This is a genomic window from Pseudomonas sp. COR18 (genome assembly GCF_048568395.1).
GTDB classification, from domain to species: Bacteria; Pseudomonadota; Gammaproteobacteria; order Pseudomonadales; family Pseudomonadaceae; genus Aquipseudomonas; species Aquipseudomonas fuscovaginae_B.
Genome location: NZ_CP183808.1, coordinates 1651084 through 1675931 on the forward strand (window position 1 = coordinate 1651084; position 24848 = coordinate 1675931).

Here is a 24848-nt window from a genome sequence, read left to right on the forward strand (position 1 = left end):
AATGTGCGCTTTTAGCCTTCCCAAAACCTGAGGAGCCCTAGTGAGCACGTTGCCACCCTGCCCGAAATGCAATTCCGAGTTCACCTACGAAGACGGCGTCCAACTGGTCTGCCCGGAGTGCGCCCATGAGTGGTCCGCCAACGGCGAAGCCGAAGCCGCCTCCGACGACAACGTGAAGAAGGACTCCGTGGGCAATATCCTCCAGGATGGCGACACCATTACCGTGATCAAGGATCTCAAGGTCAAGGGCACCTCGCTGGTGGTCAAGGTCGGCACCAAGGTGAAGAACATCCGCCTGTGCGATGGCGACCACGATATCGACTGCAAGATCGACGGCATCGGCCCGATGAAACTCAAATCGGAATTCGTCCGCAAAGCCTGAGGAAATGCCACGCTGGCGACGCGGCACCAGCCCCTGTCGCCAGCAGCCTCGGATCACCGGCAGTTTCCCCCTGGCGTCCCCCTCCTCCCCCGATTCCCGATTTCAGACCAATTCCCCCACAGAAAAACCAGGAATCCGCCAATAGGCACTTGCTATTCTTTGAATAAGAATTATTCTCATTGAAACCCATCAAGGAGATGAGACCATGACTTATTTGATCGATGCCTGGCTGGACCGCCCACACCCTTACCTGCGCATCCTGCATCGGGAAACGGGTGAAGTCTGTGCGGTACTGGAGGAAGAAGCGCTGCATGAGCTGCAGGACCAGGGCGACCTGGATGTCAGCGGGTTGAGTTCCAGCGAACCGCTGGTGCTCAAGGAACTGGTGCGCAACCTGTTCCTGTTCTGTTATGCCCGGGCATTGCGCCCCACGGCGGATCTCCACAGCAAGCTGCAGATGTGAACTCTACTCAGGCTCACACCACTGCCCCTGTGGGAGCAGGCGGTCCGGCGATACGATTTAGTCGCGAACAGGCCATCGCCTCTGCGCGGGCCAGTCGGATCGCCGCACCGCCTGCTTCAGCAGCGGCTTACAGGACGGCCAGCAGCTCGACGTCGAACACCAGCACGCTGTGCGGCGGGATGCTGCCAACGCCCTGGGCGCCGTAGGCCAGCTCGCTCGGCACGTACAGACGCCATTTGCTGCCGGCGTTCATCAGTTGCAGGGCTTCGGTCCAACCGGCGATCACGCCACCCACCGGGAACTCGGCAGGCTGGCCACGTTCGTAGGAGCTGTCGAACACGGAGCCGTCGATCAGGGTACCGTGGTAGTGAGTGCGCACGGTGTCCTCACGGGTTGGCTTGGCGCCGTCACCCTGGGTCAGCACTTCGAACTGCAGGCCCGAGGCCAGAGTGGTGATACCTTCACGCTTGGCGTTTTCCGCCAGGAACGCCAGGCCGGCACCCGCTGCGGCTTCAGCCTTGGCGGCCGCTTCGGCCTGCATGATTTCACGAATGACCTTGAAGCTGGCGGACAGTTCTTCCTGGCTCACACGGCTTGGCTGGCCGTTGAAGGCGTCGGTCAGACCGACCAGGATCGCGTCCAGGCTGACGCCGGGTGGCGGGTTGTCACGCAGCTGGTCACCCAACTGACGGCCAATACCGTAGCTGACGCGGGTTTCGTCGGTGGACAGATTTACTTCGGACATCATACTGCTCCGCTGTGGGACTGCTCCGGAAAATACCCTGAAAACACGGCATCTCCCCTCGCGCCCGGAACCAAAAAGGGTGGGCAGACTAGCACAGAAGCACCCACGGTTAGCAGCCCATCCCCAGAAACGACACCGCCCGTGCGTTTCACAACGAACGGGCGGTGCGGGTCGACATGGCAGCCGGGGATCAGTGCTTGGTCACCTTGTCCAGGTAGCCCATGGCGAACGCCGAGACCACGAACGTCATGTGAATGATCACGTACCACTGCAGATGCACCGGATCGACGTTCTTGGCGTCCATGAACACCCGCAGCAGGTGAATCGAGGAGATCGCCACGATGGACGCCGCCACTTTCATCTTCAACGAAGTGGAGTCCATCTTGCCCAGCCAACTGAGCTTCTCCTTGTCGTCGGAGATATCCAGCTGGGAGACGAAGTTCTCGTAGCCGGACATCATCACCATCACCAGCAGCCCGCCCACCAGGGCCATGTCGATCATCGACAGCAGCACCAGGATCAGCTCGGACTCGGCCATGGAAAACACGTTGGGAATAACGTGAAACACTTCCTGGAAGAATTTCAGGGCCAGTGCCAGCAACCCCAGGGACAAGCCGAAGTAGATCGGCGCCAACAGCCAGCGCGACGCATACATCGCATTTTCAATAAACCGTTCCATGAATCTCACATATCGCCTGAAAATGGCCGCGAGTATACCAGCGCCTCAACCCGAGGGAAAAAGCCTGCATCACGCACCTCGTTCAACGGCAGGACAGCTGCTTCCGGGCAATTTTCTGCTAGTGTCGGCATCAATGACATCGCGCATGTACTGTGGACAGGAAAACTAAACAATGGATTTGCGACGCCCCCTGGGTTGCCTCGGACTCTCGGCCGCTCTGCTGCTGAACGCCTGCTCGCCCCACGACAAGCCGCCCCAGGCCAGCCTTGAAGAACGGACCGCGCAGTTCGAGAAAACCCTGGACGGCATTCAGGACCCCAAGCTCAAGGACGCCGTGGCGGACCTCGGCGGCTCGCTGCTGCTGCTCGAACGGGCCCGCCTGCGCCTGCGGGACAAGCCGATCGAGACCGAGTACGGCGACGATGCCCTGGCGTTGCTCAAGCACTACGCAAGCCCCCAGGCCCTGGCCGAGACCTATATCAACGGGCTGTTCGTGCTGCGCAAGAAATCCAGCTCCGACTACCTGACCGACCTGCAGCCGATCTTCCCGTTCAGTTTCAACTACCCGACCGAATTCCCCTTCCCCCACGCACTGGAATGGCAGTCGGTAACCCTCAGCGACAAGCAGGTGATCCCTTTCCAGCCGGAATGGTCGGAAACCGATCCCGGGATCCAGTTGAGCCCCTCCAGCGCGAACCTGACCAACCCGGATGACCTGACCGTCAGCTACCCCTATATCGAGGGGCTGGAGATCGAGAACAGCAAACAGCCACAGCCGGTCACCCTGCACGGCAAGATCGAGGTGATCGCCCCGCGCAAAATCGTGACCTTCAGCCTGACCGGCAAGGACATCGGCAAGCGCCAGATCCAGGACAACATCAGCCTGACCCTGGTGTCCCTCGACAGGAACAATGCCGAAGTCGAACTGAGCAACAGCGCGCCGCAAGCCCCGCAACTCGGCGATACCCCCTTGAACCCGCTGATCGTCCAGGCCCGGGATAAAACCGGGCAGTTCCTCTCGCGCTCGGGCTCGATCAACGAGAATGCCGCCCAGCTCGCCTTCTACCAGAAGCAACTGGACGAAATGCTCAAGCAGAAGAGCTGGAGCGACGAGTTCGAGAAGAAACTCGACGATGAGCAGAAAACCTTCGAGGCCGGCCAGCCCAGCCGCTACACCCGCGTGTACTTCAACGGCCTGGTCGACAGGCTGGAAATCAGCGTGCTGGATTTCTCCGATGCGGTGGTCAACCGCAAGGACCTCGACCTGCCGGTACGCCAGTTCGACAACCCCACCGGCAAGGAAATCCAGGCGTTGCCAATGCCCGTGGTGGTCTACGACGATCAGGCCGCCAACTACCTCAAGGACGCCAACCTCGATGCCGAGCACCTGAAAAAGAGCGTCAGCATCAGCCAGTCGGTCGAGGACGCCAGCGCCGCGCGCATCGAGTTCGACCATCCCCGGACCTTCAACGACGAGTTGCTCGGTTCCTCCTTCAACCTCGGCGACAGCCCGGTGACCTTTTTCGCCGAAGACGAACAGGGCAAGCGCGGCGAGCCACTGGAACTGCCCAAGGAAGCCTTTGAAGTCGATCCGATGGAAGGCTCGATCACCTACGATCTCAACCTGTTTCCGGAAACGCCGGCCTACGCCATCGGCTCGATCCCGCTGTTTCTCGCCAACATCCAGAAGAACAGCCTCGATGCCCGCCAGTTGCCCAAGGGCCTGGAGCTACGGGGCAACGCCCTGGTGGTCGATCAGAAACAGTTCCCTGCCGATGCCTGGCGCTTTTATGCCAAGGACGACAGCGGCAACTATCTGAAAGAGATTCTTTCCAGCGGCCACAACGGAAAAACCGGCTCGGCGCCGGTTTATGAGGTGCATTACTTCTACGGCCAGCCGACACACCTGGAAAGCTACCAGCGCACCGACCTGCAGACCGTCGAATACGGCTTCGAGGTCAAGCTCGACAAGGTCCAGAACAACGAACCGGCCGAATGACTGCTCAATGCAGTTGCCGGCTGCGTTCGCCGTTGATCTGCCGTAGCTGCGCCTGCAGGTGCAGCCGCCAGATCTGCGGCTCCTCGGCCAACTGGTAGCCGTGCAGGGTCAGGCTTTCGACAATCGAGTCGAGGATGGATTCGGCAACGAAGGGGCCATGGAACGGGCCCTGGGACTTGATCGCGGAAGGTTGTTCTCCGGCCATTCCGGCGGCGAACAGGAGGGTCCACATTCCGTTATCCCCGGCAAGCGGGCGAATAACGCATTCGATACGGGTGACCAGACCCAGGCATTGACGGGTGAGACACAGGCTGCGCGACATGACGGCGACCCTCGGTAGATCCTGTCTTCAGACCCCGATGGAGCCTGTATCGTTCCAGTGACTACAGTGGATGTCCTTGCCCAGAGAATAGGATAAATCCAGGCAACACAAGAGCCTGGAGGACAAACGGACACCTTTTTCGAAAAACGTCAAACTCTTGACCTACCCCTTGGGAGAGCAGGTTCGTCAGCGCAGGCGCCCCCAAAAGCTTCGCGGACGGGCCCGCTCCCACAGCGAGCCCGCCGCCACAACGCCTGTCAGGACGGCTTGACCTCCGCCAGCGCCTGCTCGGCGGCCTCCTTCTCGGCCTCCTTGAGGTCGTCCTCGCTGATCAATTCGGCAATCACCCGCAGGCGCTCCACCACCCGCGCGTTGACGCTGCCCTCCGGGAACTGGCCGTCGGCATCCGGCTCACCGGCCGGCTCGCCCACCAGCAGGCTCAGCGCCTCATCGGCCTGGCGTACCGCATACACGTGGAACATCCCGGCACGCACCGCCTGCAGGACCTTCTCGTCGAGCATCAGCGTCGCGACGTTGGCCTGCGGGATGATCGCCCCCTGCTCGCCGGTCAGGCCACGGGCCTCGCAGAGCCGGAAAAAGCCCTCGATCTTCTCGTTGACCCCGCCCACCGCCTGCACCTCACCGAACTGGTTGATCGAGCCGGTAATGGCGAAGCACTGCTTGAGCGGGGTCTTCGACAGGGCCGAAATCAGCGTACAGGCCTCGCCGAGGGACGCGCTGTCGCCATCGACATAACCGTAGGACTGCTCCAGGGCGATGCTCGCGGAGATCGCCAGGGGGAACTCCTGGGCATACCGGCTACCCAGATAGCCGGTGAGAATCATTACCCCCTTGGAGTGAATCGGCTGCCCAAGGTTCACCTCACGCTCGATATCGACGATACCGCTACCGCCCGGATAGACCGTGGCGGAGATCCGCGCCGGCACGCCAAACGCCGAGTCGCCGACCTCCAGCACCGTCAGGCCGTTGCACTTGCCGACCGCCGCACCGTCGGTATCGATCAGGATGATCCCCGCCAGCATGTCGTCGAGAATCCGCGCCGAGACCCGGCCGGTGCGCGTGGCCTTGGCTTTCAGCGCCCGCTCGATATGCCCGGCATCGGTGCGCTCGTCGCCGGCCAGGTGACGGATGAAGTCCGCCTCGCTGACCAGTTGGAACAGATCACCGATGCGCGCCGACAGCCGCCCCTGGTGTTCGGCCAGGCGGGCGCTGTAGGTCGCCAGGCGCGCCACCGCGTCGGCGGTCAGCGGCGCCATGCCCTCTTCCGAGGTACGGGTCTTGAGCAACTGGGCGAACTGTTCCAGGCTCTCGTCGACCATCGGAATGTCTTCGTCAAAGTCCACCAGCACGCGGAACATCTCCTGGAAGTCCGGGTCCAGGTCCTGCAGGGTGTAATACAGATGACGCGCGCCAATGATGATGACCTTGAGTTGCAAGGGGATCATCTGTGGCGTCAGGGTCACGGTCGCCAGGCGCCCCAGTTCGCCCAGCGGCGACTCCATCTTCAGCTTGCGCGACTGCAGGGCACGCTTGAGGGCATCCCAGACGAACGGCTCGCTGAGCATCTTCTCGGCTTCGAGGATCAGGAAGCCGCCATTGGCCCGGTGCAGCGCGCCCGGGCGCAGTTGCCGGTAGGTGGTGTACAGCGCGCCCTGGTCGGTGCTGTATTCGATCCGGCCGAACAGGTTGTCGTAGGTCGGATGCGGTTCGAACACCACCGGCGCACCGCCGCTGGCCGGATGCCCGACCACCAGGCTCGGGGCGTACTGCTCCTCGAGCAGCTTGCGCGCCACCGCATCGGTCTTGCTGTCGTCCACCAGTTGCTCGACCACGGTGCGCAGCAGATTGACCTGCATGGCTTGCAGATAACCGCAGACCGCCGCGTTTTCCGCGTACTTCTCCGACAATGGCGCCAGCAGCGGCTGCAGCGCCAGGGTGATGGTTTCCTCGTTCAACTGACGCAGTTGGTTGCTCGACTCGCGCTTCCATTGCGGCAGGCTGGCCAGCTCCTCGTTGAGGCGCTCCTCGAGCTCGGCGATGTCGGTGTGGAAACGCTCGCGCTCGGCCTCCGGCAATTGGGCGAACTCCGCCTCGTCGAGGGCCTTGCCGTCGCTCATGGGGGTAAAGGCGATATTGCTGCTGTCACGGTACAGGGCGACGTCCTTCTCCAGTGCCAGGCGCTCGATCACGTCCAGGGCGCGGTCATAACGCTGATTGAAGGAACGGTCGATACCGCTCTTTTTCTGCTGGTAGGACGGGTGCTCGAAAACTGCCGGAAAGGTCGCCAGCAGGTTGTCGATCAGGCCACCGATATCGCTGATGAACGCGCCGGCCTCGCCCGCGGGCAGCTCCAGCGCCCGCGGCTCGCGCGGCTCATCGAAATTGTTGACGTAGACCCAGTCCGAAGGAGTCTGCAGACGCTTGCCCTCGGCCTTCAGGTAGCGTTTGACGAACGAGAAGCGACCGGTTCCCGGCTCGCCCATGACAAATACGTTGTAACCGGGGCGTGGCATCGCCACACCGAACTGCAACGCTTCGACCGCGCGTTCCTGGCCGAGCACACCGCGAAAAGGCTCCAGATCATTGGTGGTGGAGAAGCTGAACTGTTCAGCGGAAAAAGGGCGAGTCAGCGCTTCAGGCGCAAGACGCAGGCTGGCAGCAACAGAATCAGACATCGGGCTTCCTTACATCAGGCGGGGCAGATGCAGGCATTCTGGCGCTCGCCGCCCCCGGCTGGCAAGGCGACAGGCAGGCGAAACCTCACGGCGGGACAAAAGCCCTCGGAACCGTACTACAAAGCATGTACATCATTCTTCAGGCAAAAAATCACGGAACCCTTGGATCGTGCCTAAACTCCAACGTGCGCGGCCGGACCATAACCGGCCCACCGGGGCTCGAACAGACCGGTCCCTTGTTTTGACATGCACACAAAGAGAACAAAGCTATGAAACGGATTCTTCTCGGTACTCTCTTCACCGTCGTCTCTCTCCAGGCCATGGCCCAGGCACCAGGCGGCCCGGATTGCGGCTGGGGCAACATGCTGTTCAAAGGCCAGCGCGGTACCCCGGCGCACTTCCTGGCCTCCACCACCAACGGCACCTCCGGTAACGCCACCTTCGGCATGACCTCCGGTACCAACGGCTGCTCGACCAAGGACGCGCTGACCTATGGCGGCAAATCCTGGATCGCCATGAATGGCATGATGAACGAACTGTCGGAAGACATGGCCAAGGGCCAGGGCGAGGCGCTGACCACCTATGCCGTGGTGCTCGGTGTGGCGCCGGAAGATCGTGCGCATTTCGCCGCCGTGACTCACGAGCACTTCCAGCAGATCTTCAACAAGGCTGACGTCACCGCCGACGACGTGCACACCAACACCCTGGCCGTTCTCAAGAGCGATCCACGCCTGGCCAAGTACGCCACCCAGGCTTGAGCGTGACCCGCCCGCCCTTCGGGGCGGGCATTCCCTGCCCGACCCGGACAACAGTTGCCGACCATGCTCAAACGCCTTGCCTACCTGGCGCTCTGTGCCTGTACCCCACTCCAGGCCGCTTCACACCTCGACGATCAACGTTTGCAGCAACTGGCCAACGATCCCTTCTGGATCTCCCTGGGCCATTATGAACACGCCAAGCTCGGCGGCTGGCGCAGCTACGTCAGCGACAGCAAATTTTTTCTCGCCGCTGACGGCGCCCATCACCCCGATGCGGAGCTGAAGGCCACCGTCGCCGCACTCTACGCACCGGCCAGCGCCGGCAATCAGCACGCCCAATGCGTCTACCCGGCACGTACCCGCTGGCTCAAGACACAACTGCAACTCAAGGACCTGCCGACGCCGGACTGCTCGGAATTCGACCAGTGGTTCAAGGATGTCGCCCCCCACAGTACGGTGATGATCTTTCCCGCCGCCTACCTGAACAGCCCATCATCGATGTTCGGCCACACCCTGCTGCGAATCGACCAGGCCGATGTGCAGCGCGACCAGACCTCGCTGCTCAGCTACGCGATCAACTTCGGCGCCTACATCGAAGGCTCGGACAACAGCATCCTCTATGCCTGGAAAGGCCTGATGGGCGGTTATCCGGGGCTGTTCGCCCTGGTGCCCTACCAGGAGAAACTGTCGGAATACCGCAGCCTGGAAAACCGCGATCTGTGGGAGTACCGGCTGAACCTGACTCCGGAAGAAACCGCGCGGATGGTCGAGCACGTCTGGGAACTGAAGCAGATCCGCTTCGACTATTTCTTCTTCGACGAAAACTGCTCCTATCGCCTGCTGGAACTGCTGCAGGTCGCCCGCCCCGGCCTGCACCTGACCGGACAGTTCCCCCTGACGGCCATCCCCACCGACACCGTGAAGGCGGTCAAGGAAGCCGGCCTGGTGGAGAAGATCGACTACCGCCCGTCCCGCGAGCGTGAGCTGTTGGAGCGGGCCAAGCCGCTGGACCCCGAGGAACAGCAATGGGTACTCAAGGTCAGCGCCGACCAGAACGCCCTGCAGGACCCGGCCTTCAAGGCTCAGCCGCGCGAGCGTCAGGCGCTGATCGTCGATGCCGCCTATCGGCTCGAACGCTACCGGGCCAATGGCCAGGAGCGCGACCCGGTACGCGCGCAACGCAGCTTCGAACTGCTGCGGGCGATCAACCGCAACCCGGCACCGGAGTTGCAAATCACCCCGCCAGGGCTGCCGGAAAACGGCCATGAGTCGCGCACCTGGCAGGCCGGGCTCGGTACCCGGGGCGACCAGGCCTTCGGCGAGTACGGCCTGCGCATGGCCTATCACGACCTGAACGACAACGCCGAGGGTTTCCCGCTGGGTGCCCAGATCGAAATCCTGCAGATGAAACTGCGCCAGTACGAAGGCAACCACTGGCAACTGCAACAGTTGGACCTGGCGACCATCCGTTCGCTGACACCACGCAACGCGCTGCTGCAGCCGTGGTCCTGGCAGGTGACGGGTGGCCTGGAGCGGGTCCCGGGCAAGCATGACGACCAGACCCTGGTCAGCCATGTCAACGGCGGCGGCGGCGCCACCTGGCAACTGGGCGACGACTTGCTCGGCTTCGCCCTGGGCACCGTGCGCCTGGAGCACAATGCCGACTTCGCCGCCTTCGTGTCACCGGCCAGCGGTTTCAACACCGGCCTGCTGTGGAAGAATGCGTTGGGCAACCTGAGCCTGGAAGCCAAGGGCGACTATTTCACCAACGGTGAAGTGCGCCGCAGCCTGAGCCTCAACCAGCAATGGGAGCTGTCGCGCAACCTCGGCCTGCGCCTGAGCGCCCAGCGCGAATTCAGCAAACTGGCGTCGGCGGAAAACGAGGTGATGCTGGAACTGAAGTGGTATCACTATTGAGCCGGGCCCGCGACGGCGCGGGCCACGACATGCCCATCCGGGTCAGTCACATTTCAGTTTCGTACGCCCGGGGTCGCGTTCCAGCGACTGCCCCAGCAGACGCAGGCAATGCTCCTGATCGCGCCTGAGCATGTTGTCGATGGTGATGTTACCCACACTCTCCAGCTCTTTCTGCTCGCCGAGGCGAATATCCACCAGGGGCGGCTCAGGTTGTAGTTGAAACAGACTGGCGGGCTCCTCGACTGCCGCCTTGGGGGCTTGTGTCACGGTGGCAGCAGGCAGATCGTCCACCGTCATGCCATAACGATCCAGCAGGGAACTCTCGGGAAGAGGCTCACCCAAGGCAACGCAGGCGGACAAGGTCAGGCCGACACCCATGCCATGGGCTTTGAAACAACTCATACACAACTCTCTTTCTTTGACCACACACGTCCCCGCGCCTTCGCGCGAGGCTGAAACAACCGACTTAGAGCGGTCGGCTCGCTATTACCCTACATCGAAAGATGACGACTCGTGCCGGAAAAATTTACCCGCCGAGGGTACAAACCGCTCAATCACAACCGTCGCGCGACCGCGCCTTCACGCCTTACTGACAAAGAACGGCCTACACTCAACGACAGGCAGGTCAGGCAATCAGGGTGTCGGAATGTGGCGTTGGCTGTTGTTGGGCGTGGTGATCGCACTCGCCGGGTGCGAGTCGACCCGCGACCATCTGCTCATGCAAGGTTATCCACCGGCCTTCGCCGATGGTTTCGACGACGGTTGTGCCAGCGGCCGGCAAGCTGCCGGGGCCATCACCGGTCAATTCAGGAAAAACGTGCCCCGCTACCTCCAGCAGCATGAGTACGCCACCGGCTGGGACGACGGTTTCCGCCAGTGCCAGGCGATGCGCGAGAACGAAGACCGCGAGGCCTACAAGGACCGCCACTGGGATGAGCGCGAGCGTGCCTGGCAACAGGAAAAGGACCGCGATGCGGCAAGGGCCTACCGTTCGCAATAGGTCGCTTTCGGGCAACCATCACCTGCCGGATCCTGCGAGCATGCTGCCCATGCCAGTCAAGGGAGAACGCCATGAGTCGCGCCTTCGTCAATGAAGACAGTGCCGCCGCCCAGGCCAGCCAGCCGGTGGAGCGCCAGGTCAGCACCCAACCCAACTATGTCACCCCGACGGGCCTGGCCCAGTTGCAGGCACGCGTCGCCGCCCTGCAGAGCGAGCATGGCCAGCAGAGCGCCCTGGGCGACCAGGCCGACAAACAGCGCCTGGCCGACATCGAACGCGACCTGCGCTATTTCAACCAGCGCCTGGCCAGCGCCCAACTCGCCGCGCCGGCGACCTCCAGCGAAGTCGTGCAGATTGGCAGCCAGGTGACCTTCGTCGATGAACAGGACCGGCAACAGCGGGTGCAACTGGTGGGGGAAGACCAGGCCGACTACGCCAGCGGCCTGATCAACTGGGGCTCGCCGCTGGGACGGGCGCTGCTCGGGGCGCGCCTCGGCGATGAGGTGTTGTGGAGGCGTCCGGCCGGCGACCGGATGATCGAGATCACCCGGATCGACCCGGCCTAGAGAGACTCAGACCACGCCCTGGGCCAGCATGGCCTCGGCGACCTTGACGAAGCCGGCGATGTTCGCGCCCTTGACGTAGTTGACCCGGCCGTTCTCCTCACCGTAGTGCACGCAGGCATGGTGGATCGACTGCATGATGCCATGCAGCTTGCTGTCGACCTCACCGGCGGTCCACAGCAGGCGCATGGCGTTCTGCGACATTTCCAGGCCGCTGACCGCCACGCCGCCCGCATTCGAGGCCTTGCCCGGGGCGAACAGGGTGCCGGCGTCGATGAAGATATCCACAGCCTCCAGGGTGGTCGGCATGTTCGCGCCTTCGGCCACGCAGATGCAGCCATTGCGCAGCAGGGTCCGGGCCGCCTCGGCATCCAGTTCGTTCTGGGTCGCACACGGCAGCGCGATATCGCAGCTCAGGGCCCATGGATGCTGACCAGCGAGGAATTCCAGGCCGAAACGTTGCGCCAGTTCGCTGATCCGACCGCGCTGGACGTTTTTCAGCGCCATCAGCGCCTGCCATTGTTCCTCCGTCAGCCCGGCCTCGCAGTACAGCGTGCCTTCGGAGTCGGACAGCGAGATCACCTTGCCACCCAGGTCCATGACCTTGCGTGCCGCGTACTGCGCGACGTTGCCGGAGCCGGAGATCGCCACGCGCTTGCCTTCGACGCGGTCGCCCTGGCGCTTGAGCATCTCCTCGGCGAAGTACACGCAGCCGAAGCCGGTGGCTTCCGGACGGATCAGACTGCCGCCGTAGCTCATGCCCTTGCCGGTCAGTACCGAAGTGAACTGGTTGGCCAGGCGCTTGTACTGGCCGAACAGGAAGCCGATCTCCCGGGCGCCGACGCCGATGTCACCCGCCGGCACGTCCACATCGGCACCGATGTGGCGATACAGCTCGCTCATGAACGCCTGGCAGAAACGCATGACTTCCGCATCGCTCTTGCCCTTGGGGTCGAAGTCCGAACCGCCCTTGCCGCCGCCCATCGGCAGTGAGGTCAGGGCGTTCTTGAAGCTCTGCTCGAAGGCGAGGAACTTCAGCACGCCGAGGTTCACCGACGGATGGAAGCGCAGGCCGCCCTTGTACGGGCCGATAGCGCTGTTCATCTGGATGCGGAAGCCACGGTTGACCTGGACCTTACCCTGATCGTCGACCCACGACACGCGAAACGTGATGGCCCGTTCCGGCTCACACAGACGCTCGAGGATGCCCGAGGTCAGATAGTGCGGATTGGCCTCCAGAAAAGGCCACAGGCTGCGCAGGACCTCCTCCACCGCCTGGTGGAATTCCGGCTGGTCCGGATCGCGTTTTTTCAGACGGGCAAGGAAGTGGTCGACTGATTCGATCATGGGAAGGGTCTCGTCAATGAGTTGTCGTTTTCAATAAGTCGACCCGGACTTTAGCAACTGATCTGGCACTATGACAGTGCAAAATGTCGCACTTATGAATTTAAATGGTGCTTTTTATGTAAATCCATGGGTGAATCAGGCCCTGGAAGCACCCTAAAAGCGCAGGAGAGCACGACGACGCACCAAAGCGGAAACAGCGCAAAGGCGGGCATAAAAAAACGGAGCCCGAAGGCTCCGCTTTTTTCCACAGCCGGCCCGATCAGGCCAGTTTCTTGTGCCGTACGCGATGCGGCTGGGCCGCTGCGTCGCCGAGGCGCTTCTTGCGATCGGCTTCGTACTCGGTGTAGTTGCCTTCGAAGAACACCGCTTGCGAATCGTCCTCATAGGCCAGGATGTGGGTGGCCACACGGTCCAGGAACCAACGGTCGTGGGAGATCACGATGGCCGCGCCCGGGAAGTCCAGCAGGGCTTCCTCCAGGGAACGCAGGGTTTCGACGTCGAGGTCGTTGGACGGTTCGTCGAGCAGCAGGACGTTGCCGCCCTCCTTCAGGGTCAGTGCCAGGTGCAGGCGACCGCGCTCACCACCGGACAGGTCCTTGACGAACTTCTGCTGGTCGCCGCCCTTGAAGTTGAAGCGGCCGACGTAGGTACGCGACGGGATCTCGTAGTTGCCGATGCGGATCTGGTCGGAACCGTCGGAGATCTGCTGGAACACGGTCTTGCTGCCGTCCAGGTCCTCGCGGCTCTGGTCGACGCAGGCCAGTTGCACGGTTTCACCGATCTCGATGCTGCCCGAGTCCGGAGTCTCCTTGCCCATCAGCATGCGGAACAGTGTCGATTTACCGGCACCGTTACCCCCGATCACACCGACGATCGCGCCTTTCGGCATGCTGAACGACAGGTTGTCGATCAGGACGCGATCGCCGTAACCCTTGGTGACATTCTTGAATTCGATGACCTTGTCGCCCAGGCGAGGACCGGCCGGGATGTAGATCTCGTTGGTCTCGCTGCGCTTCTGGAATTCCTGCGACTGCATTTCCTCGAAGCGCTGCAGACGGGCCTTGGATTTCGACTGGCGTGCCTTGGCGCCCTTGCGCACCCACTCGAGTTCTTCCTTCATGGCCTTCTCGTGAGCCGACTGCTGCTTGGATTCCTGGGCCAGACGCTCGGACTTGGCTTCCAGCCAGCCCGAATAGTTGCCTTCGTACGGAATACCGGCGCCGCGGTCGAGTTCGAGAATCCAGCCGGCAACGTTGTCCAGGAAGTAACGGTCGTGGGTGATCGCCACCACGGTACCCGGGAAGTCGTGCAGGAAGTGCTCCAGCCAGGCGACGGAATCGGCGTCCAGGTGGTTGGTCGGTTCGTCGAGCAGCAGCATGTCCGGAGCCGAAAGCAGCAGGCGGCACAGGGCCACGCGACGTTTCTCGCCACCGGACAGGTGTTCGACACGGGCATCCCAGGCCGGTAGGCGCAACGCGTCGGCGGCGACTTCGAGCTGGCGCTCCAGGTTGTGGCCATCGCTGGCCTGCAGGATCGCTTCCAGCTTGGCCTGCTCGGCGGCCAGCTTGTCGAAGTCGGCATCCGGCTCGGCGTAGGCGGCGTAGACCTCGTCCAGGCGGGCCTGGGCATCCTTGATCACGCTGACCGCTTCCTCGACCACTTCGCGCACGCTCTTGGTCGGATCCAGTTGCGGCTCCTGCGGCAGGTAGCCGACATTCAGGTCCGGCATCGGCCGCGCTTCACCGTCGAACTCGGTGTCGACGCCGGCCATGATTTTCAACAGGGTGGACTTACCCGAGCCGTTCAGGCCAAGGACGCCGATCTTGGCGCCCGGGAAAAACGACAGGGAGATGTTTTTCAGGATTTCCCGCTTCGGCGGCACAACTTTGCTCAGCCGATGCATGGTGAAGACGTATTGAGCCATGGAGAACCTAGCGTCAGTGACTGATGAAATATGAAGGCGCAGCCCGGGCCGGCAGCATTGCGCGGCATGCGTTATGCATCATCGAATGCAGCGCCAATCCTGCGTCAACTATGGGAGCGCAAAAACGCCCGCGTAACAGGTAAAATTACCTGAATGTGTGCACCAGGGCAAACCACCGGGCGGAACAGGGCTGGCACTTTGCCACAAGTCAAGGCATGCTAGCCGCCCTTCGGGCGTCCGGCTTATAGTGCACGTCGCGCCAATCCAGCCCAACCGCAGGATCACAGTTTGAGCAACGCCAACCCGCCATCGTCCGCGCGCGCATCCCGCCAGGTGTCCGGCACGCCCCTGCGCGGCACAATCAAGGCTGTTCTGGCGATCCTGGTGCTGCTCATGCTCGCCGTACTGTTCTGGCAACTGATCGACCAGTTCCAGCAGACCCGCAAGATCCAGCGCCAGTACAGTATCGACTACAGCGCCGAGCTGGCCGATCACATCAGCCTGAACATGAAGCTCGATGCGCAGATCGCCGCCAACCTGCTGCCGATCTTCGAGAAACCCGAGACCCCCGAGCAGCAACAGCAACTGCTCGGCAAACTGCGCCTGTCCCTGCCTTCCATCCAGAGCTTCGCCCTGTTCGACATCAAGGGTAACCTGATCAGCGACAGCGCCACCGACAGCCGTGACATCGACTACCTGAGCGAACTGGTCCGGCACAGCAACCGCACCCAGGCCTACTACTTCACCAACGACGACGATGGCTCGATCGTCCACCTGCTGCTGCGCCAGGCCACCGGCGAGACCAACGGCTACTGGGCGCTGCGCCTGGGGCCGAGTCTGTTCCAGAGCCTGACCCGCCAGACCGAACAGAAATTCCGCCCGACCTGGGTGATCGAAAACCGCCTGAACCATCGCGTGCTCAGCCGCCACAACGACATCAGTCCGCGGCCGTCGGTGCTGCAGCCGGATGACGAGGCCAACAGCGTGCTGATCGCGCCACTGTCCAACAGCGACTGGCAACTGCGCGGCCTGTTCGACCAGCGCAAGATGCTCGAGGAACTGCTGCCGGCCCTGATCGGCAAGTGCCTGCTGGGCCTGGGCCTGTCGATGCTGCCGGTGCTGGCGCTGATCAACATGCGGCGCCGCCAGCGCCAGGTGCATGAAGGCCGCCGGCGCTACCAGGAAATCTTCGAAGGCACCGGCGTGGCGCTGTGCGTCCTCGATCTCTCCAGCCTGCCGGGGTTCCTGGAAAACCATCGACTGGGCGACAGCGAAAGCCTCAGGCAGTGGGTCGCCCACGACCCGCAACATCGCCGCCTGCTGTTCGAACAACTGCGCATCACCGAAATCAACCTGGTCGCGCTGCGCCTGCTCAATGTCGACTCCCGCGAAAGCGCCTGGAGCTGCCTGATCGAGGGCTGCCCGAACCAGGTCACCGGCATCGGCTATCCGCTGGTCGATGCGCTGATCAACCGGCAGAGCCAGCTGGAACTGGAAATCAAGCAGACCGATGCCCACGGCCAGGACCAGCACCTGTGGCTGGTGCTGCGCCTGCCGGAAGACCCCAGCGACTACAACGCGGTGATCCTGAGCATCAGCGATATCACCAGTCGCAAGCTGATCGAACTGTCGCTGCTCGAACGCGAAGGCTTCTGGTCGGACGTGGTAAGGACGGTGCCCGACCACCTCTACGTCCAGGACGTGATCAGCCAGCGGATGATCTTCAGCAACCACCACCTGGGTCAGACGCTCGGCTACAGCAAGAGCGAGCTGCACCAGATGGGCGAATACTTCTGGGAGATCCTGCTGCACCCGGAGGATGCCGAGCATTATCACCGCCTGCGCCACCAGCAGCGCCACGCCGGCTACAGCCAGTTGCTGCAGTGCCAGCTGCGTTTCCGCCACCGCGACGGCCAGTGGCGGCGCTTCGAGATCCGCGAACAGGCCCTGGCCCGGGACAAGTACGACCAGGTCACGCGGATCATCGGCGTGGCCAAGGACATCACCGACCAGATCGAAGCCAGCGAATCGCTGCGCGACAGCGAACAACGCTACCGGATGCTGGCCGAAAGCATCAGCGACGTGATCTTCTCCACCGACAGCACGCTGCAGCTGAACTATGTCAGCCCTTCGGTGCAGACCGTCCTCGGTTATGACGCCGACTGGGTGTTCAAGCACGGCTGGCACTCGACCATCGCCAACCCGGCGCAACTGACCGGCATCTATCAACTGATGGAACGGGTCAGCAAGGCCCTGGACAAACCCGAACAACTGGCCGAACTGCGCAGCAAGGTCCAGACCCAACTGTTCCTGTTCGACTGCCTGCGGGCCGACGGCCGCAAGATCCCGATCGAACTGCGGCTGGTGCTGGTCTGGGACGAGCACGGCGCGTTCGAAGGCATTCTCGGCGTCGGCCGCGACATCAGCCAGCAACGCCGGGCGGAAAAAGACCTGCGCATGGCGGCCACGGTATTCGAGCACTCGACCTCGGCGATCCTGATCACCGACCCGGCCGGCTACATCGTCCAGGCCAACGAGGCCTTCAGCCGCGTCAGCGGTTATGCGGTGTCCGACGTGCTGGACCAGTTGCCCAACATGCTCACCGTCGACGACCAGCAGGAAGCCCACCTGCGCTACGTGCTCAAGCAACTGGAGCAGCACAACACCTGGGAAGGCGAAGTCTGGCTCAAGCGCCGCAGCGGCGAGCACTACCCGGCCTGGGTCGGCATCACCGCGGTGCTCGACGACGAGGGCGACCTGGCCAGCTACGTGTGCTTCTTCAGCGACATCAGCGAGCGCAAGGCCAGCGAACAGCGGATCCACCGCCTGGCCTACTACGACGCCCTGACCCACCTGCCCAACCGCACGCTGTTCCAGGACCGCCTGCACACCGCGCTGCAACAGGCCGAGCGGCAGAAGGCGTGGGTGGTGCTGATGTTCCTCGACCTCGACCGCTTCAAGCCGATCAACGACTCCCTCGGCCACGCCGCCGGCGACCGCATGCTCAAGGAAATGGGCACCCGCCTGCTGGCCTGCGTCGCCGAGGACGACACCGTGGCGCGCATGGGTGGCGACGAGTTCACCCTGCTGCTGCAGCCACGGGCGACCCGCGAGATGGCTCTGAACCGGGCGATTCACGTCGCCGAACAGATTCTCACCAGCCTGGTCACGCCGTTCGTGCTCGAGGGCCGCGAGTTCTTCGTCACCGCCAGTATCGGTATCGCCCTGAGCCCGCAGGACGGCAGCGAGCTCAGCCAACTGATGAAGAACGCCGATACCGCGATGTACCACGCCAAGGAGCGCGGCAAGAACAACTTCCAGTTCTACCAGGCCGACATGAACGCCAGCGCCCTGGAGCGCCTGGAGCTGGAAAGCGACCTGCGCCACGCCCTGGAACAGAACGAATTCGTGCTCTACTACCAGCCGCAGTTCAGCGGCGACGGCAAGCGCCTGACCGGTGCCGAAGCACTGCTGCGCTGGCGCCATCCACGTCGTGGCCTGGTGCCGCCGGGTGACTTCATCCCGGTACTCGAAGAACTGGGGCTGGTGGTGGATGTCGGCGACTGGGTGCTGGCCGAGGCCTGTCGCCAGCTCAAGACCTGGCACCAGAACAAGGTCCGCGTGCCCAAGGTTTCGGTGAACATTTCCGCCCGGCAGTTCTCCGACGGCCAGTTGGGTACGCGCATCGCCACCATCCTGCGCGACACCGGCCTGCCGCCGGCGTGCCTGGAACTGGAACTGACCGAAAGTATCCTGATGCGCGAAGTCAGCGAAGCCATGCTGATCCTCGCCGGCCTCAAGAACCTGGGCCTGAGCATCGCGGTGGACGACTTCGGCACCGGCTACTCCTCGCTCAACTACCTCAAGCAGTTCCCTATCGACGTGCTGAAGATCGACCGCACCTTCGTCGACGGCCTGCCGTCGGGCGAACAGGATGCGCAGATCGCCCGGGCGATCATCGCCATGGCCCACAGCTTGAACCTGGCGGTGATCGCCGAGGGCGTGGAGACCCACGAGCAACTGGACTTCCTGCGTGAACACGGCTGCGACGAGGTGCAGGGCTACCTGTTCGGCCGGCCGATGGCGGCGGGCCGCTTCGAGGCGCAGTTCAGCAATGATGCGCTGTTCATGTTCGACTGAAAGCCCGCGGCGCGACAGCTGACGCTATTCGCGGGCAAGCCCGCTCCCACCGGTTTTACGCAACTGCCTGCCCGCGATAGCCCCCGCCAATCCAAGCTGAATGCCACTTATCTGCGACATGATGCCCTTTCATATGCCAGATAAAGACCATTGAGTTAGAATGCCCTCCTTTCTGCCCCCCGATCCTTGAGGACCGCCATGTTCAGCCGTGATTTGACTATTGCCAAGTACGACGCCGATCTCTTTGCCGCCATGGAGCAAGAAGCTCAGCGCCAGGAAGAGCACATCGAGCTGATCGCCTCGGAAAACTACACCAGCCCCGCGGTGATGGAAGCCCAGGGCTCGGTGCTGACCAACAAGTACGCCGAAGGCTATCCAGGCAAGCGCTACTACGGCGGCTGCGAATACGTCGACGTGGTTGAGCAACTGGCTATCGACCGCGCCAAGGAACTGTTCGGCGCCGACTACGCCAACGTTCAGCCGCACGCCGGTTCCCAGGCCAACGCCGCTGTCTACCTGGCCCTGCTGCAAGGTGGCGACACCATCCTGGGCATGAGCCTGGCCCACGGCGGTCACCTGACCCACGGTGCCAGCGTTTCCTCCTCCGGCAAGCTGTACAACGCCGTGCAGTACGGCATCGACGCCAACGGCCTGATCGACTACGACGAAGTCGAGCGCCTGGCGGTCGAGCACAAGCCGAAAATGATCGTGGCCGGTTTCTCCGCCTACTCGCAGGTGCTGGACTTCGCCCGCTTCCGCGCCATTGCCGACAAGGTCGGTGCCTACCTGTTCGTCGACATGGCCCACGTGGCCGGCCTGGTCGCCGCTGGCGTCTACCCGAACCCGGTGCCGTTCGCCGACGTGGTCACCACCACCACCCACAAGACCCTGCGCGGTCCGCGTGGCGGCCTGATCCTGGCCAAGGCCAACCCGGAAATCGAGAAGAAGCTGAACTCCGCCGTATTCCCGGGCGCCCAGGGCGGCCCACTGGAGCACGTGATCGCGGCCAAGGCGATCTGCTTCAAGGAAGCGCTGCAGCCTGAGTTCAAGGCTTACCAGCAACAAGTGGTGAAGAACGCCCAGGCCATGGCCGAAGTGTTCATCGCCCGCGGCTTCGACGTGGTCTCCGGCGGTACCCAGAACCACCTGTTCCTGCTGTCGCTGATCAAGCAGGACATCTCCGGCAAGGACGCCGATGCCGCCCTGGGCAAGGCCTTCATCACCGTGAACAAGAACTCGGTGCCGAACGATCCACGCTCGCCGTTCATCACCTCCGGCCTGCGCTTCGGTACCCCGGCTGTCACCACCCGTGGCTTCAAGGAAACCGAATGCCGCGAGCTGGCTGGCTGGATCTGCGACATCCTGGCTGACCTGAACAACGAAGCGGTGATCGATGCCGTTCGCGAGAAGGTCAAGGCCATCTGCAAGAAGCTGCCGGTATACGGCGCCTGATACGCCCGCATCACGCAGCACGAAAGAGCCCGGTCAGCGATGACCGGGCTTTTTTTCGCCTCAAGAAAATCCCCTGCCCCCTCAAGGAGCGCCCCCGACAAGCCCTGCTCCTGCAGAAGCGAAGGCACAGCGCGATAACTGGTCAGACCGGTCGAACCAATTTTTCGAAAAACCGCTTGTTATCCCAGAAAATCCGGGCGTAGACTGAACCCGCACTGGACATACCGGTAAGACCACAACAATTAAGTTCCAATGCCGTGGCCACAGGTCCGGACAAGGAACGCCGACCAGGATCCTCCCCATGCTCAAATGGTGCTCGCGTTCGATTTTCCTTCAGGTCGTCCTTGGATTGGTGCTGGGCATCATCTTCGGGCTCACCCTTCCCGAATACTCAACCCAGCTCAAACCCCTGGGCGACGGCTTCATCAAGCTGATCAAGATGCTGATCGGGCTGATCGTCTTCTGCGTGGTGGTCAGCGGCATTTCCGGCGCCGGCGACCTGAAGAAGGTCGGGCGTATCGGCCTCAAGTCGGTGATCTACTTCGAGGTGCTGACCACCATTGCCCTGCTGATCGGGCTGATTCTGGCCTTCTCCACCGGCATAGGCAGCGGCGCCAACATCCATCTGGAGCAACTGTCCAAGGCCGCCCTGGGCGACCTCGCCGATCGTGGCCAGCACCTGCGCGGGGCCACGCAGTTCCTGATGGACCTGATCCCCAACTCGGTACTCAGCGCCTTTGCCGACAACAACATCCTGCAGGTGCTGCTGTTCTCGGTCCTGTTCGGCAGCGCCCTGAACCTGGTGGGCGAGTCGGCCTCGGGCATCTCGCGTCTGATCAACGAACTGAGCCATGTGATCTTCCGCATCATGGGCATGATCGTGCGCCTGGCGCCGATCGGCGTATTCGGCGCCATCGCCTTCACCACCAGCACCTACGGCCTGGAATCGCTGCGGCAACTGGGCAACCTGGTGGCCCTGTTCTATGTCACCTGCCTGGCCTTCGTCGTGCTGATCCTCGGCCTGGTGATGCGCGTGTCGGGGCTGCGGATCCTGCCGTTCCTCAAGTATTTCCGTGAAGACCTGCTGATCGTCATGGGTACAGCCTCCTCGGACGCCGTTTTGCCGCAAGTGATGCGCAAGCTCGAACACCTGGGCATCGGCAGCTCGACGGTCGGCCTGGTGATTCCCACCGGCTACTCGTTCAACCTAGACGGTTTCTCGATCTACCTGACCCTGGCCATCGTCTTCATCGCCAATGCCACCGGTACTCCGCTGGCCCTGACCGACCTGCTGACCATCCTGCTGGTATCACTGATCACCTCCAAGGGCGCCCATGGCATTCCCGGTTCGGCCCTGGTGATCCTCGCCGCCACCCTGTCGGCGATCCCGGCGATTCCGGTGGTCGGCCTGGTGCTGGTGCTGGCGGTCGACTGGTTCATGGGCATCGGCCGGGCCATGACCAACCTGATCGGCAACTGCGTGGCCACCGTGGCCATCGCCCGCTGGGAAAAGGACATCGACCTGCAGCGGGCGCACAAGGTGCTCGAAGGCCAGCAGGGTTATGCCTTCACCCCGAGAAAGCCGAACCCCTCCGCTCATCAGCAGGAGTTCTGATGCGCTACGCCCATGGAAGGGCACCTGTACCGACCCGGCAGGGCCCGCCTCGGCGCTGCCTGCGGGTCGTGACCTGACCGCTTCACCTGGGAGAGCACCGTGATCAGCTCATCGACCGTCGTCAATTCAGTGGTGGAAAAACTCCGCGCCGCCCTGGCCCGTGGCCAGTGGCGCTCGGGCGAGATGCTGCCGGGCCAGCGTGAGCTGGCCGAACAACTGGGCATCAGCCGCCCGAGCCTGCGCGAAGCCGTCACCGTGCTGGAGACCCTTGGCCTGGTGCGGTCCATGCCCGGCAAGGGCGTGCTGGTCCTGGACAGCGCCGCAGAAACCGTACGGGCTCACGAAGGAATGACCGAGGCCAGCCTCGAGGACATCCTGCAACTGCGCTACACCCTGGAACCGTTCATCGTCGGTCTGGTGGCGCAATCGATCAGCAGCAAGGAAGTCGGCCAGTTGCGCCTGACCCTGATGGACATGCGCGAAGCCCTGGACGCCAACGACAGCGAGGCCGGGCTGAACGCCTACATCGCCTTCCACGAAGAGCTGTTCGCCCTGACCTCCAACCCGATATTCCAGAACGTGGTGCAACAGACCGGCAACGCCCTCAAACAGAGCGCCGAAATCTTGCGCAACTCGCCGGAGCACCTGGCCGAACGCCTGCAGGAAAACGAAGCCGTGGTCCGCGCCATCCGCAACAAGAACAGCGCCCTGGCCAGTGCGCAAATGCGCCGGCACATTCTTCAGGAAGGCTTGCGCATGGGCATCGAACTCACCATTCCGGACGACCATCCGGGCAGTATCGAGCAGTAATCCACCTCTCGAAGGGAGACCGGTCATGAACAGCGTAGCGACACTTCTGCCCTTCCCCGCCGCCCGCGCGCGCCGGCGGCCTCATGCCCGGCAGGCACTGCCGGGCGCCGACGGCCTCTATGCGCGGGTTTTCGAGGACATTCTCGAAGGACGCTTCGCCGCAGGGCTGAGCGAGGAGCTGTTGATGCGCACCTACACCGCCGGCCGCAGCGAGGTACGTCGCGTGGTGACGCGACTGACCCGCCAACGGATCATCCACGCCCGCCCGAATCAGCGGGCCCACGTCGCCCAACCGGATGCCGAACAGATACGCCAGGTCCTGCAGGCGCGGCGGATGGCTGAAGGCACGGTGATCCAGTTGCTTTGCGGGAGGGTCGATTTAGTGGCGCTCGACTCATTGCGGATGCTGGTCGCCCGGGAACGCCAGAGCCTCGAAGAACATCGGCCGAGCACGGCGACCCGGCTGGGCGGCGAATTCCACCTGCAACTGGCACGGACGGCGGGTAACGTACCCTTGATGCACTTTCTGGAAGGGCTGGTTCCGCTGACCGGGTTGGCCCTGGCCGCTCGCCCGGGACCGCATGACCAAGGCTGGCAGGTACGACAGGCCATCCTCGCTGCCATCCAGGACGACAATGCCCGGGCAGGCATCGAGAAGATGACCCACTATCTGCAGCAGCTCGAGGGATTGGTGGCGGGGTAATCCCGTCCAACACCTCTTCAACCTGCCTGGGTCAGAGTCGCGCCATCCTGGCGAAGCCGTCGCGGATCTTCTCTTCAGGCAAATCATCGGCAATGAAGACGATGACACTCTCACGAGCCGCGCCCTCTTCCCATTCGGTATCCCAGTCGAAACCGTAAAGCTTGAGCACGCCCTGGAACACCAGGCGGCGCGGTTCGCCGGCGATATTCAGCACGCCCTTGTAGCGCAGCAGTTGCTTGCCGTGATCCTCCAGCAGCTCGTTCATGAACTCGCTGAGCCGATCGATATCCAGCGGCTGGTCGGTGCGCAGCACCAGGCTGGAAATGCGGTCGATGGAGTGCCCCTTGCGGACCGGCCGCAGGCTCACTCCACCGCCCAGGTCGGCGTTGAGGTTGAAGCCGCGGACATCCAGCAGTTCTGCCAGGTCGATATTGCCATGCTCGACGATGCGGATCGGTGCCCGCCGGTTGATCCGCGTCAGGCGCTCGCTCAAGGCGTCGAAGGTCGCTTCGTCCACCAGGTCGCGCTTGCTCACCAGCAGTCGGTCGGCAAAGCCGATCTGCGCCTGGGCGATGGTCTGGGTCAGGTGATGTTCGGCGTGGGCGGCATCCACCAGGGTGATGATGCCGTCGAGCAGGTAGCGTTCGCGCAGCTCTTCATCGATGAAGAAGGTCTGCGCCACCGGCGCCGGGTCGGCCAGCCCGGTGCACTCGATCACCAGTCGGTCGAAGAGGATTTCACCACGGTCCAGGCGTTCGAGCAGCAGATACAACGCCTTGGTCAGGTCGGTGTGGATGGTGCAGCAGACGCAGCCGTTGGACAGCGTCATGACTTGCACCGGCTCGGCACCGAGCAGTTGGGTGTCGATGCCGGCATCGCTGAATTCGTTCTCGATCACGGCGATTTTCAGGCCGTGCTCGGCCTTGAGCAGGTGGCGCAGCAGGGTGGTCTTGCCGGCGCCGAGAAAACCGCTGAGGACGGTGACGGGAATAGGAACGGACAAACGCGAATCTCCCATACGCTAGAAAAACGGTAGGAGCCCGGCTTGCCGGCGAACGCGTTGCTGAGGACGCCTTCGCCGGCAAGCCGGGCTCCTACCGTGCGGTGTTATCTGCAAGCCACGCTTGCTAGCAGCACTTGGGCCCACCCTTGCCGCCGTAACGGGCTTCCTGGCGTTCCCGGAAGAACGCCTCGTAGCTCATCACCGGCTTGTCCGGGTGCCTGGTCTGCATATGCTCGACATAGGTGTCGTAGTCGGGCATGCCGACCATCAGGCGCGCGGCCTGCCCGAGGTACTTACCGAGACGACTCAGGTCATTGAACATTGCAGTAC

General features: G+C 62.9%; 21 protein-coding genes. 12 read left to right on the forward strand and 9 right to left on the reverse strand.

Translation table 11 applies throughout. From position 1 onward, the window contains the following. The first annotated feature begins 40 nt into the window (after positions 1 to 40). Together ACM62G_RS07655 and ACM62G_RS07660 are read left to right on the forward strand one after the other, a co-directional pair. The gene (locus ACM62G_RS07655) at positions 41 to 382 is read left to right on the forward strand and encodes a zinc ribbon domain-containing protein YjdM (RefSeq protein ID WP_017905392.1); all 342 of its coding nucleotides are present in this window, start codon (positions 41 to 43) and stop codon (positions 380 to 382) included. Positions 383 to 587: 205 nt separating this feature from the next. Continuing rightward, complete coding sequence (locus tag ACM62G_RS07660; RefSeq protein WP_054063774.1) at positions 588 to 845, forward strand: hypothetical protein; 258 nt, start codon at positions 588 to 590, stop codon at positions 843 to 845. 127 nt (positions 846 to 972) lie between these two features. Here ACM62G_RS07660 and ACM62G_RS07665 read toward each other — a convergent pair whose 3' ends face one another. Next, on the reverse strand, positions 973 to 1590 hold the full coding sequence (locus ACM62G_RS07665; protein WP_054059045.1) for an FKBP-type peptidyl-prolyl cis-trans isomerase: 618 nt from the start codon (positions 1588 to 1590) through the stop codon (positions 973 to 975). Positions 1591 to 1780: 190 nt separating this feature from the next. Further along, positions 1781 to 2269 carry a TIGR00645 family protein gene (locus ACM62G_RS07670; protein ID WP_017905389.1) on the reverse strand — a complete coding sequence of 163 codons (489 nt, stop codon included), beginning with the start codon at positions 2267 to 2269 and terminating at the stop codon, positions 1781 to 1783. 172 nt (positions 2270 to 2441) lie between these two features. On the opposite strand from ACM62G_RS07670, the gene ACM62G_RS07675 reads away from it, so the two are divergent. Next, positions 2442 to 4268, forward strand: coding sequence for a hypothetical protein (locus ACM62G_RS07675; RefSeq protein ID WP_419736960.1), 1827 nt, complete (start codon positions 2442 to 2444; stop codon positions 4266 to 4268). Positions 4269 to 4272: 4 nt separating this feature from the next. Here the strand turns inward: ACM62G_RS07675 and ACM62G_RS07680 are convergent, their stop codons facing one another. Further along, positions 4273 to 4590, reverse strand: coding sequence for a hypothetical protein (locus ACM62G_RS07680; protein WP_054059047.1), 318 nt, complete (start codon positions 4588 to 4590; stop codon positions 4273 to 4275). A 257-nt stretch (positions 4591 to 4847) separates the two neighbouring features. Then, positions 4848 to 7286 (reverse strand): Lon protease family protein, encoded by a 2439-nt coding sequence (locus ACM62G_RS07685; RefSeq protein ID WP_054059048.1) that lies wholly within the window; start codon positions 7284 to 7286, stop codon positions 4848 to 4850. A 269-nt stretch (positions 7287 to 7555) separates the two neighbouring features. Here ACM62G_RS07685 and ACM62G_RS07690 point away from each other — a divergent pair, with 269 nt between their 5' ends. Together ACM62G_RS07690 and ACM62G_RS07695 are read left to right on the forward strand one after the other, a co-directional pair. Continuing rightward, positions 7556 to 8044, forward strand: coding sequence for a DUF3015 domain-containing protein (locus ACM62G_RS07690; protein WP_054059049.1), 489 nt, complete (start codon positions 7556 to 7558; stop codon positions 8042 to 8044). A gap of 63 nt (positions 8045 to 8107) precedes the next feature. Further along, positions 8108 to 9961, forward strand: a complete 1854-nt coding sequence (locus ACM62G_RS07695) for a DUF4105 domain-containing protein (RefSeq protein WP_419736961.1) — start codon at positions 8108 to 8110, stop codon at positions 9959 to 9961. A gap of 42 nt (positions 9962 to 10003) precedes the next feature. Here the strand turns inward: ACM62G_RS07695 and ACM62G_RS07700 are convergent, their stop codons facing one another. Continuing rightward, complete coding sequence (locus ACM62G_RS07700; RefSeq protein ID WP_419736962.1) at positions 10004 to 10363, reverse strand: hypothetical protein; 360 nt, start codon at positions 10361 to 10363, stop codon at positions 10004 to 10006. A gap of 244 nt (positions 10364 to 10607) precedes the next feature. Here ACM62G_RS07700 and ACM62G_RS07705 point away from each other — a divergent pair, with 244 nt between their 5' ends. Both ACM62G_RS07705 and ACM62G_RS07710 read left to right on the forward strand, forming a co-directional pair. Then, positions 10608 to 10961 (forward strand): hypothetical protein, encoded by a 354-nt coding sequence (locus ACM62G_RS07705; protein ID WP_054059052.1) that lies wholly within the window; start codon positions 10608 to 10610, stop codon positions 10959 to 10961. 71 nt (positions 10962 to 11032) lie between these two features. Further along, a complete protein-coding gene (locus tag ACM62G_RS07710) occupies positions 11033 to 11527 on the forward strand; it encodes a GreA/GreB family elongation factor (RefSeq protein ID WP_273824840.1) in 495 nt (164 codons plus the stop codon). A 6-nt stretch (positions 11528 to 11533) separates the two neighbouring features. Here ACM62G_RS07710 and gdhA read toward each other — a convergent pair whose 3' ends face one another. Together gdhA and ettA are read right to left on the reverse strand one after the other, a co-directional pair. Next, positions 11534 to 12871: an NADP-specific glutamate dehydrogenase gene (gene gdhA / locus ACM62G_RS07715; RefSeq protein WP_054059054.1), complete on the reverse strand. Its 1338-nt coding sequence runs from the start codon at positions 12869 to 12871 to the stop codon at positions 11534 to 11536. Between the two features lie 259 nt (positions 12872 to 13130). Further along, positions 13131 to 14795 (reverse strand): energy-dependent translational throttle protein EttA, encoded by a 1665-nt coding sequence (gene ettA / locus ACM62G_RS07720; protein WP_054059055.1) that lies wholly within the window; start codon positions 14793 to 14795, stop codon positions 13131 to 13133. 288 nt (positions 14796 to 15083) lie between these two features. Between ettA and ACM62G_RS07725 the strand changes: the two genes are divergently transcribed. The 5 genes from ACM62G_RS07725 (at position 15084) to ACM62G_RS07745 (ending at position 23515) form a co-directional block, all read left to right on the forward strand. Then, positions 15084 to 18935 (forward strand): bifunctional diguanylate cyclase/phosphodiesterase, encoded by a 3852-nt coding sequence (locus ACM62G_RS07725; protein WP_273824841.1) that lies wholly within the window; start codon positions 15084 to 15086, stop codon positions 18933 to 18935. A 198-nt stretch (positions 18936 to 19133) separates the two neighbouring features. Then, the gene (glyA, locus tag ACM62G_RS07730; RefSeq protein ID WP_054059057.1) at positions 19134 to 20387 is read left to right on the forward strand and encodes a serine hydroxymethyltransferase; all 1254 of its coding nucleotides are present in this window, start codon (positions 19134 to 19136) and stop codon (positions 20385 to 20387) included. 301 nt (positions 20388 to 20688) lie between these two features. Next, a complete protein-coding gene (locus ACM62G_RS07735) occupies positions 20689 to 22002 on the forward strand; it encodes a C4-dicarboxylate transporter DctA (protein WP_054063768.1) in 1314 nt (437 codons plus the stop codon). 99 nt (positions 22003 to 22101) lie between these two features. After that, a complete protein-coding gene (locus ACM62G_RS07740) occupies positions 22102 to 22812 on the forward strand; it encodes a FadR/GntR family transcriptional regulator (protein WP_419736963.1) in 711 nt (236 codons plus the stop codon). Positions 22813 to 22837: 25 nt separating this feature from the next. Beyond that, entirely contained in the window at positions 22838 to 23515 is a 678-nt protein-coding gene (locus ACM62G_RS07745; RefSeq protein WP_416771704.1) for a GntR family transcriptional regulator, read from the forward strand. Positions 23516 to 23546: 31 nt separating this feature from the next. Here ACM62G_RS07745 and yjiA read toward each other — a convergent pair whose 3' ends face one another. Continuing rightward, positions 23547 to 24533, reverse strand: coding sequence for a GTPase (yjiA, locus tag ACM62G_RS07750; protein WP_419736964.1), 987 nt, complete (start codon positions 24531 to 24533; stop codon positions 23547 to 23549). A gap of 109 nt (positions 24534 to 24642) precedes the next feature. Continuing rightward, positions 24643 to 24840 (reverse strand): YbdD/YjiX family protein, encoded by a 198-nt coding sequence (locus ACM62G_RS07755; RefSeq protein WP_054059064.1) that lies wholly within the window; start codon positions 24838 to 24840, stop codon positions 24643 to 24645. Between the last annotated feature and the right edge of the window lie 8 nt (positions 24841 to 24848).

Bases quoted from the DNA above. Each gene is read 5' to 3' on its own strand.
- ACM62G_RS07710 (WP_273824840.1), top strand. From the start codon at position 11,033: ATGAGTCGCGCCTTCGTCAATGAAGACAGTGCCGCCGCCCAGGCCAGC.
- ACM62G_RS07690 (WP_054059049.1), top strand. From the start codon at position 7,556: ATGAAACGGATTCTTCTCGGTACTCTCTTCACCGTCGTCTCTCTCCAG.
- ACM62G_RS07745 (WP_416771704.1), top strand. From the start codon at position 22,838: ATGAACAGCGTAGCGACACTTCTGCCCTTCCCCGCCGCCCGCGCGCGC.
- ACM62G_RS07665 (WP_054059045.1), bottom strand. From the start codon at position 1,590: ATGTCCGAAGTAAATCTGTCCACCGACGAAACCCGCGTCAGCTACGGT.
- ACM62G_RS07670 (WP_017905389.1), bottom strand. From the start codon at position 2,269: ATGGAACGGTTTATTGAAAATGCGATGTATGCGTCGCGCTGGCTGTTG.
- ACM62G_RS07755 (WP_054059064.1), bottom strand. From the start codon at position 24,840: ATGTTCAATGACCTGAGTCGTCTCGGTAAGTACCTCGGGCAGGCCGCG.
- ACM62G_RS07685 (WP_054059048.1), bottom strand. From the start codon at position 7,286: ATGTCTGATTCTGTTGCTGCCAGCCTGCGTCTTGCGCCTGAAGCGCTG.
- ACM62G_RS07695 (WP_419736961.1), top strand. From the start codon at position 8,108: ATGCTCAAACGCCTTGCCTACCTGGCGCTCTGTGCCTGTACCCCACTC.
- yjiA (WP_419736964.1), bottom strand. From the start codon at position 24,533: ATGGGAGATTCGCGTTTGTCCGTTCCTATTCCCGTCACCGTCCTCAGC.
- ACM62G_RS07705 (WP_054059052.1), top strand. From the start codon at position 10,608: ATGTGGCGTTGGCTGTTGTTGGGCGTGGTGATCGCACTCGCCGGGTGC.
- ACM62G_RS07680 (WP_054059047.1), bottom strand. From the start codon at position 4,590: ATGTCGCGCAGCCTGTGTCTCACCCGTCAATGCCTGGGTCTGGTCACC.
- gdhA (WP_054059054.1), bottom strand. From the start codon at position 12,871: ATGATCGAATCAGTCGACCACTTCCTTGCCCGTCTGAAAAAACGCGAT.
- ACM62G_RS07675 (WP_419736960.1), top strand. From the start codon at position 2,442: ATGGATTTGCGACGCCCCCTGGGTTGCCTCGGACTCTCGGCCGCTCTG.
- ACM62G_RS07660 (WP_054063774.1), top strand. From the start codon at position 588: ATGACTTATTTGATCGATGCCTGGCTGGACCGCCCACACCCTTACCTG.
- ACM62G_RS07735 (WP_054063768.1), top strand. From the start codon at position 20,689: ATGCTCAAATGGTGCTCGCGTTCGATTTTCCTTCAGGTCGTCCTTGGA.
- ettA (WP_054059055.1), bottom strand. From the start codon at position 14,795: ATGGCTCAATACGTCTTCACCATGCATCGGCTGAGCAAAGTTGTGCCG.
- ACM62G_RS07700 (WP_419736962.1), bottom strand. From the start codon at position 10,363: ATGAGTTGTTTCAAAGCCCATGGCATGGGTGTCGGCCTGACCTTGTCC.
- glyA (WP_054059057.1), top strand. From the start codon at position 19,134: ATGTTCAGCCGTGATTTGACTATTGCCAAGTACGACGCCGATCTCTTT.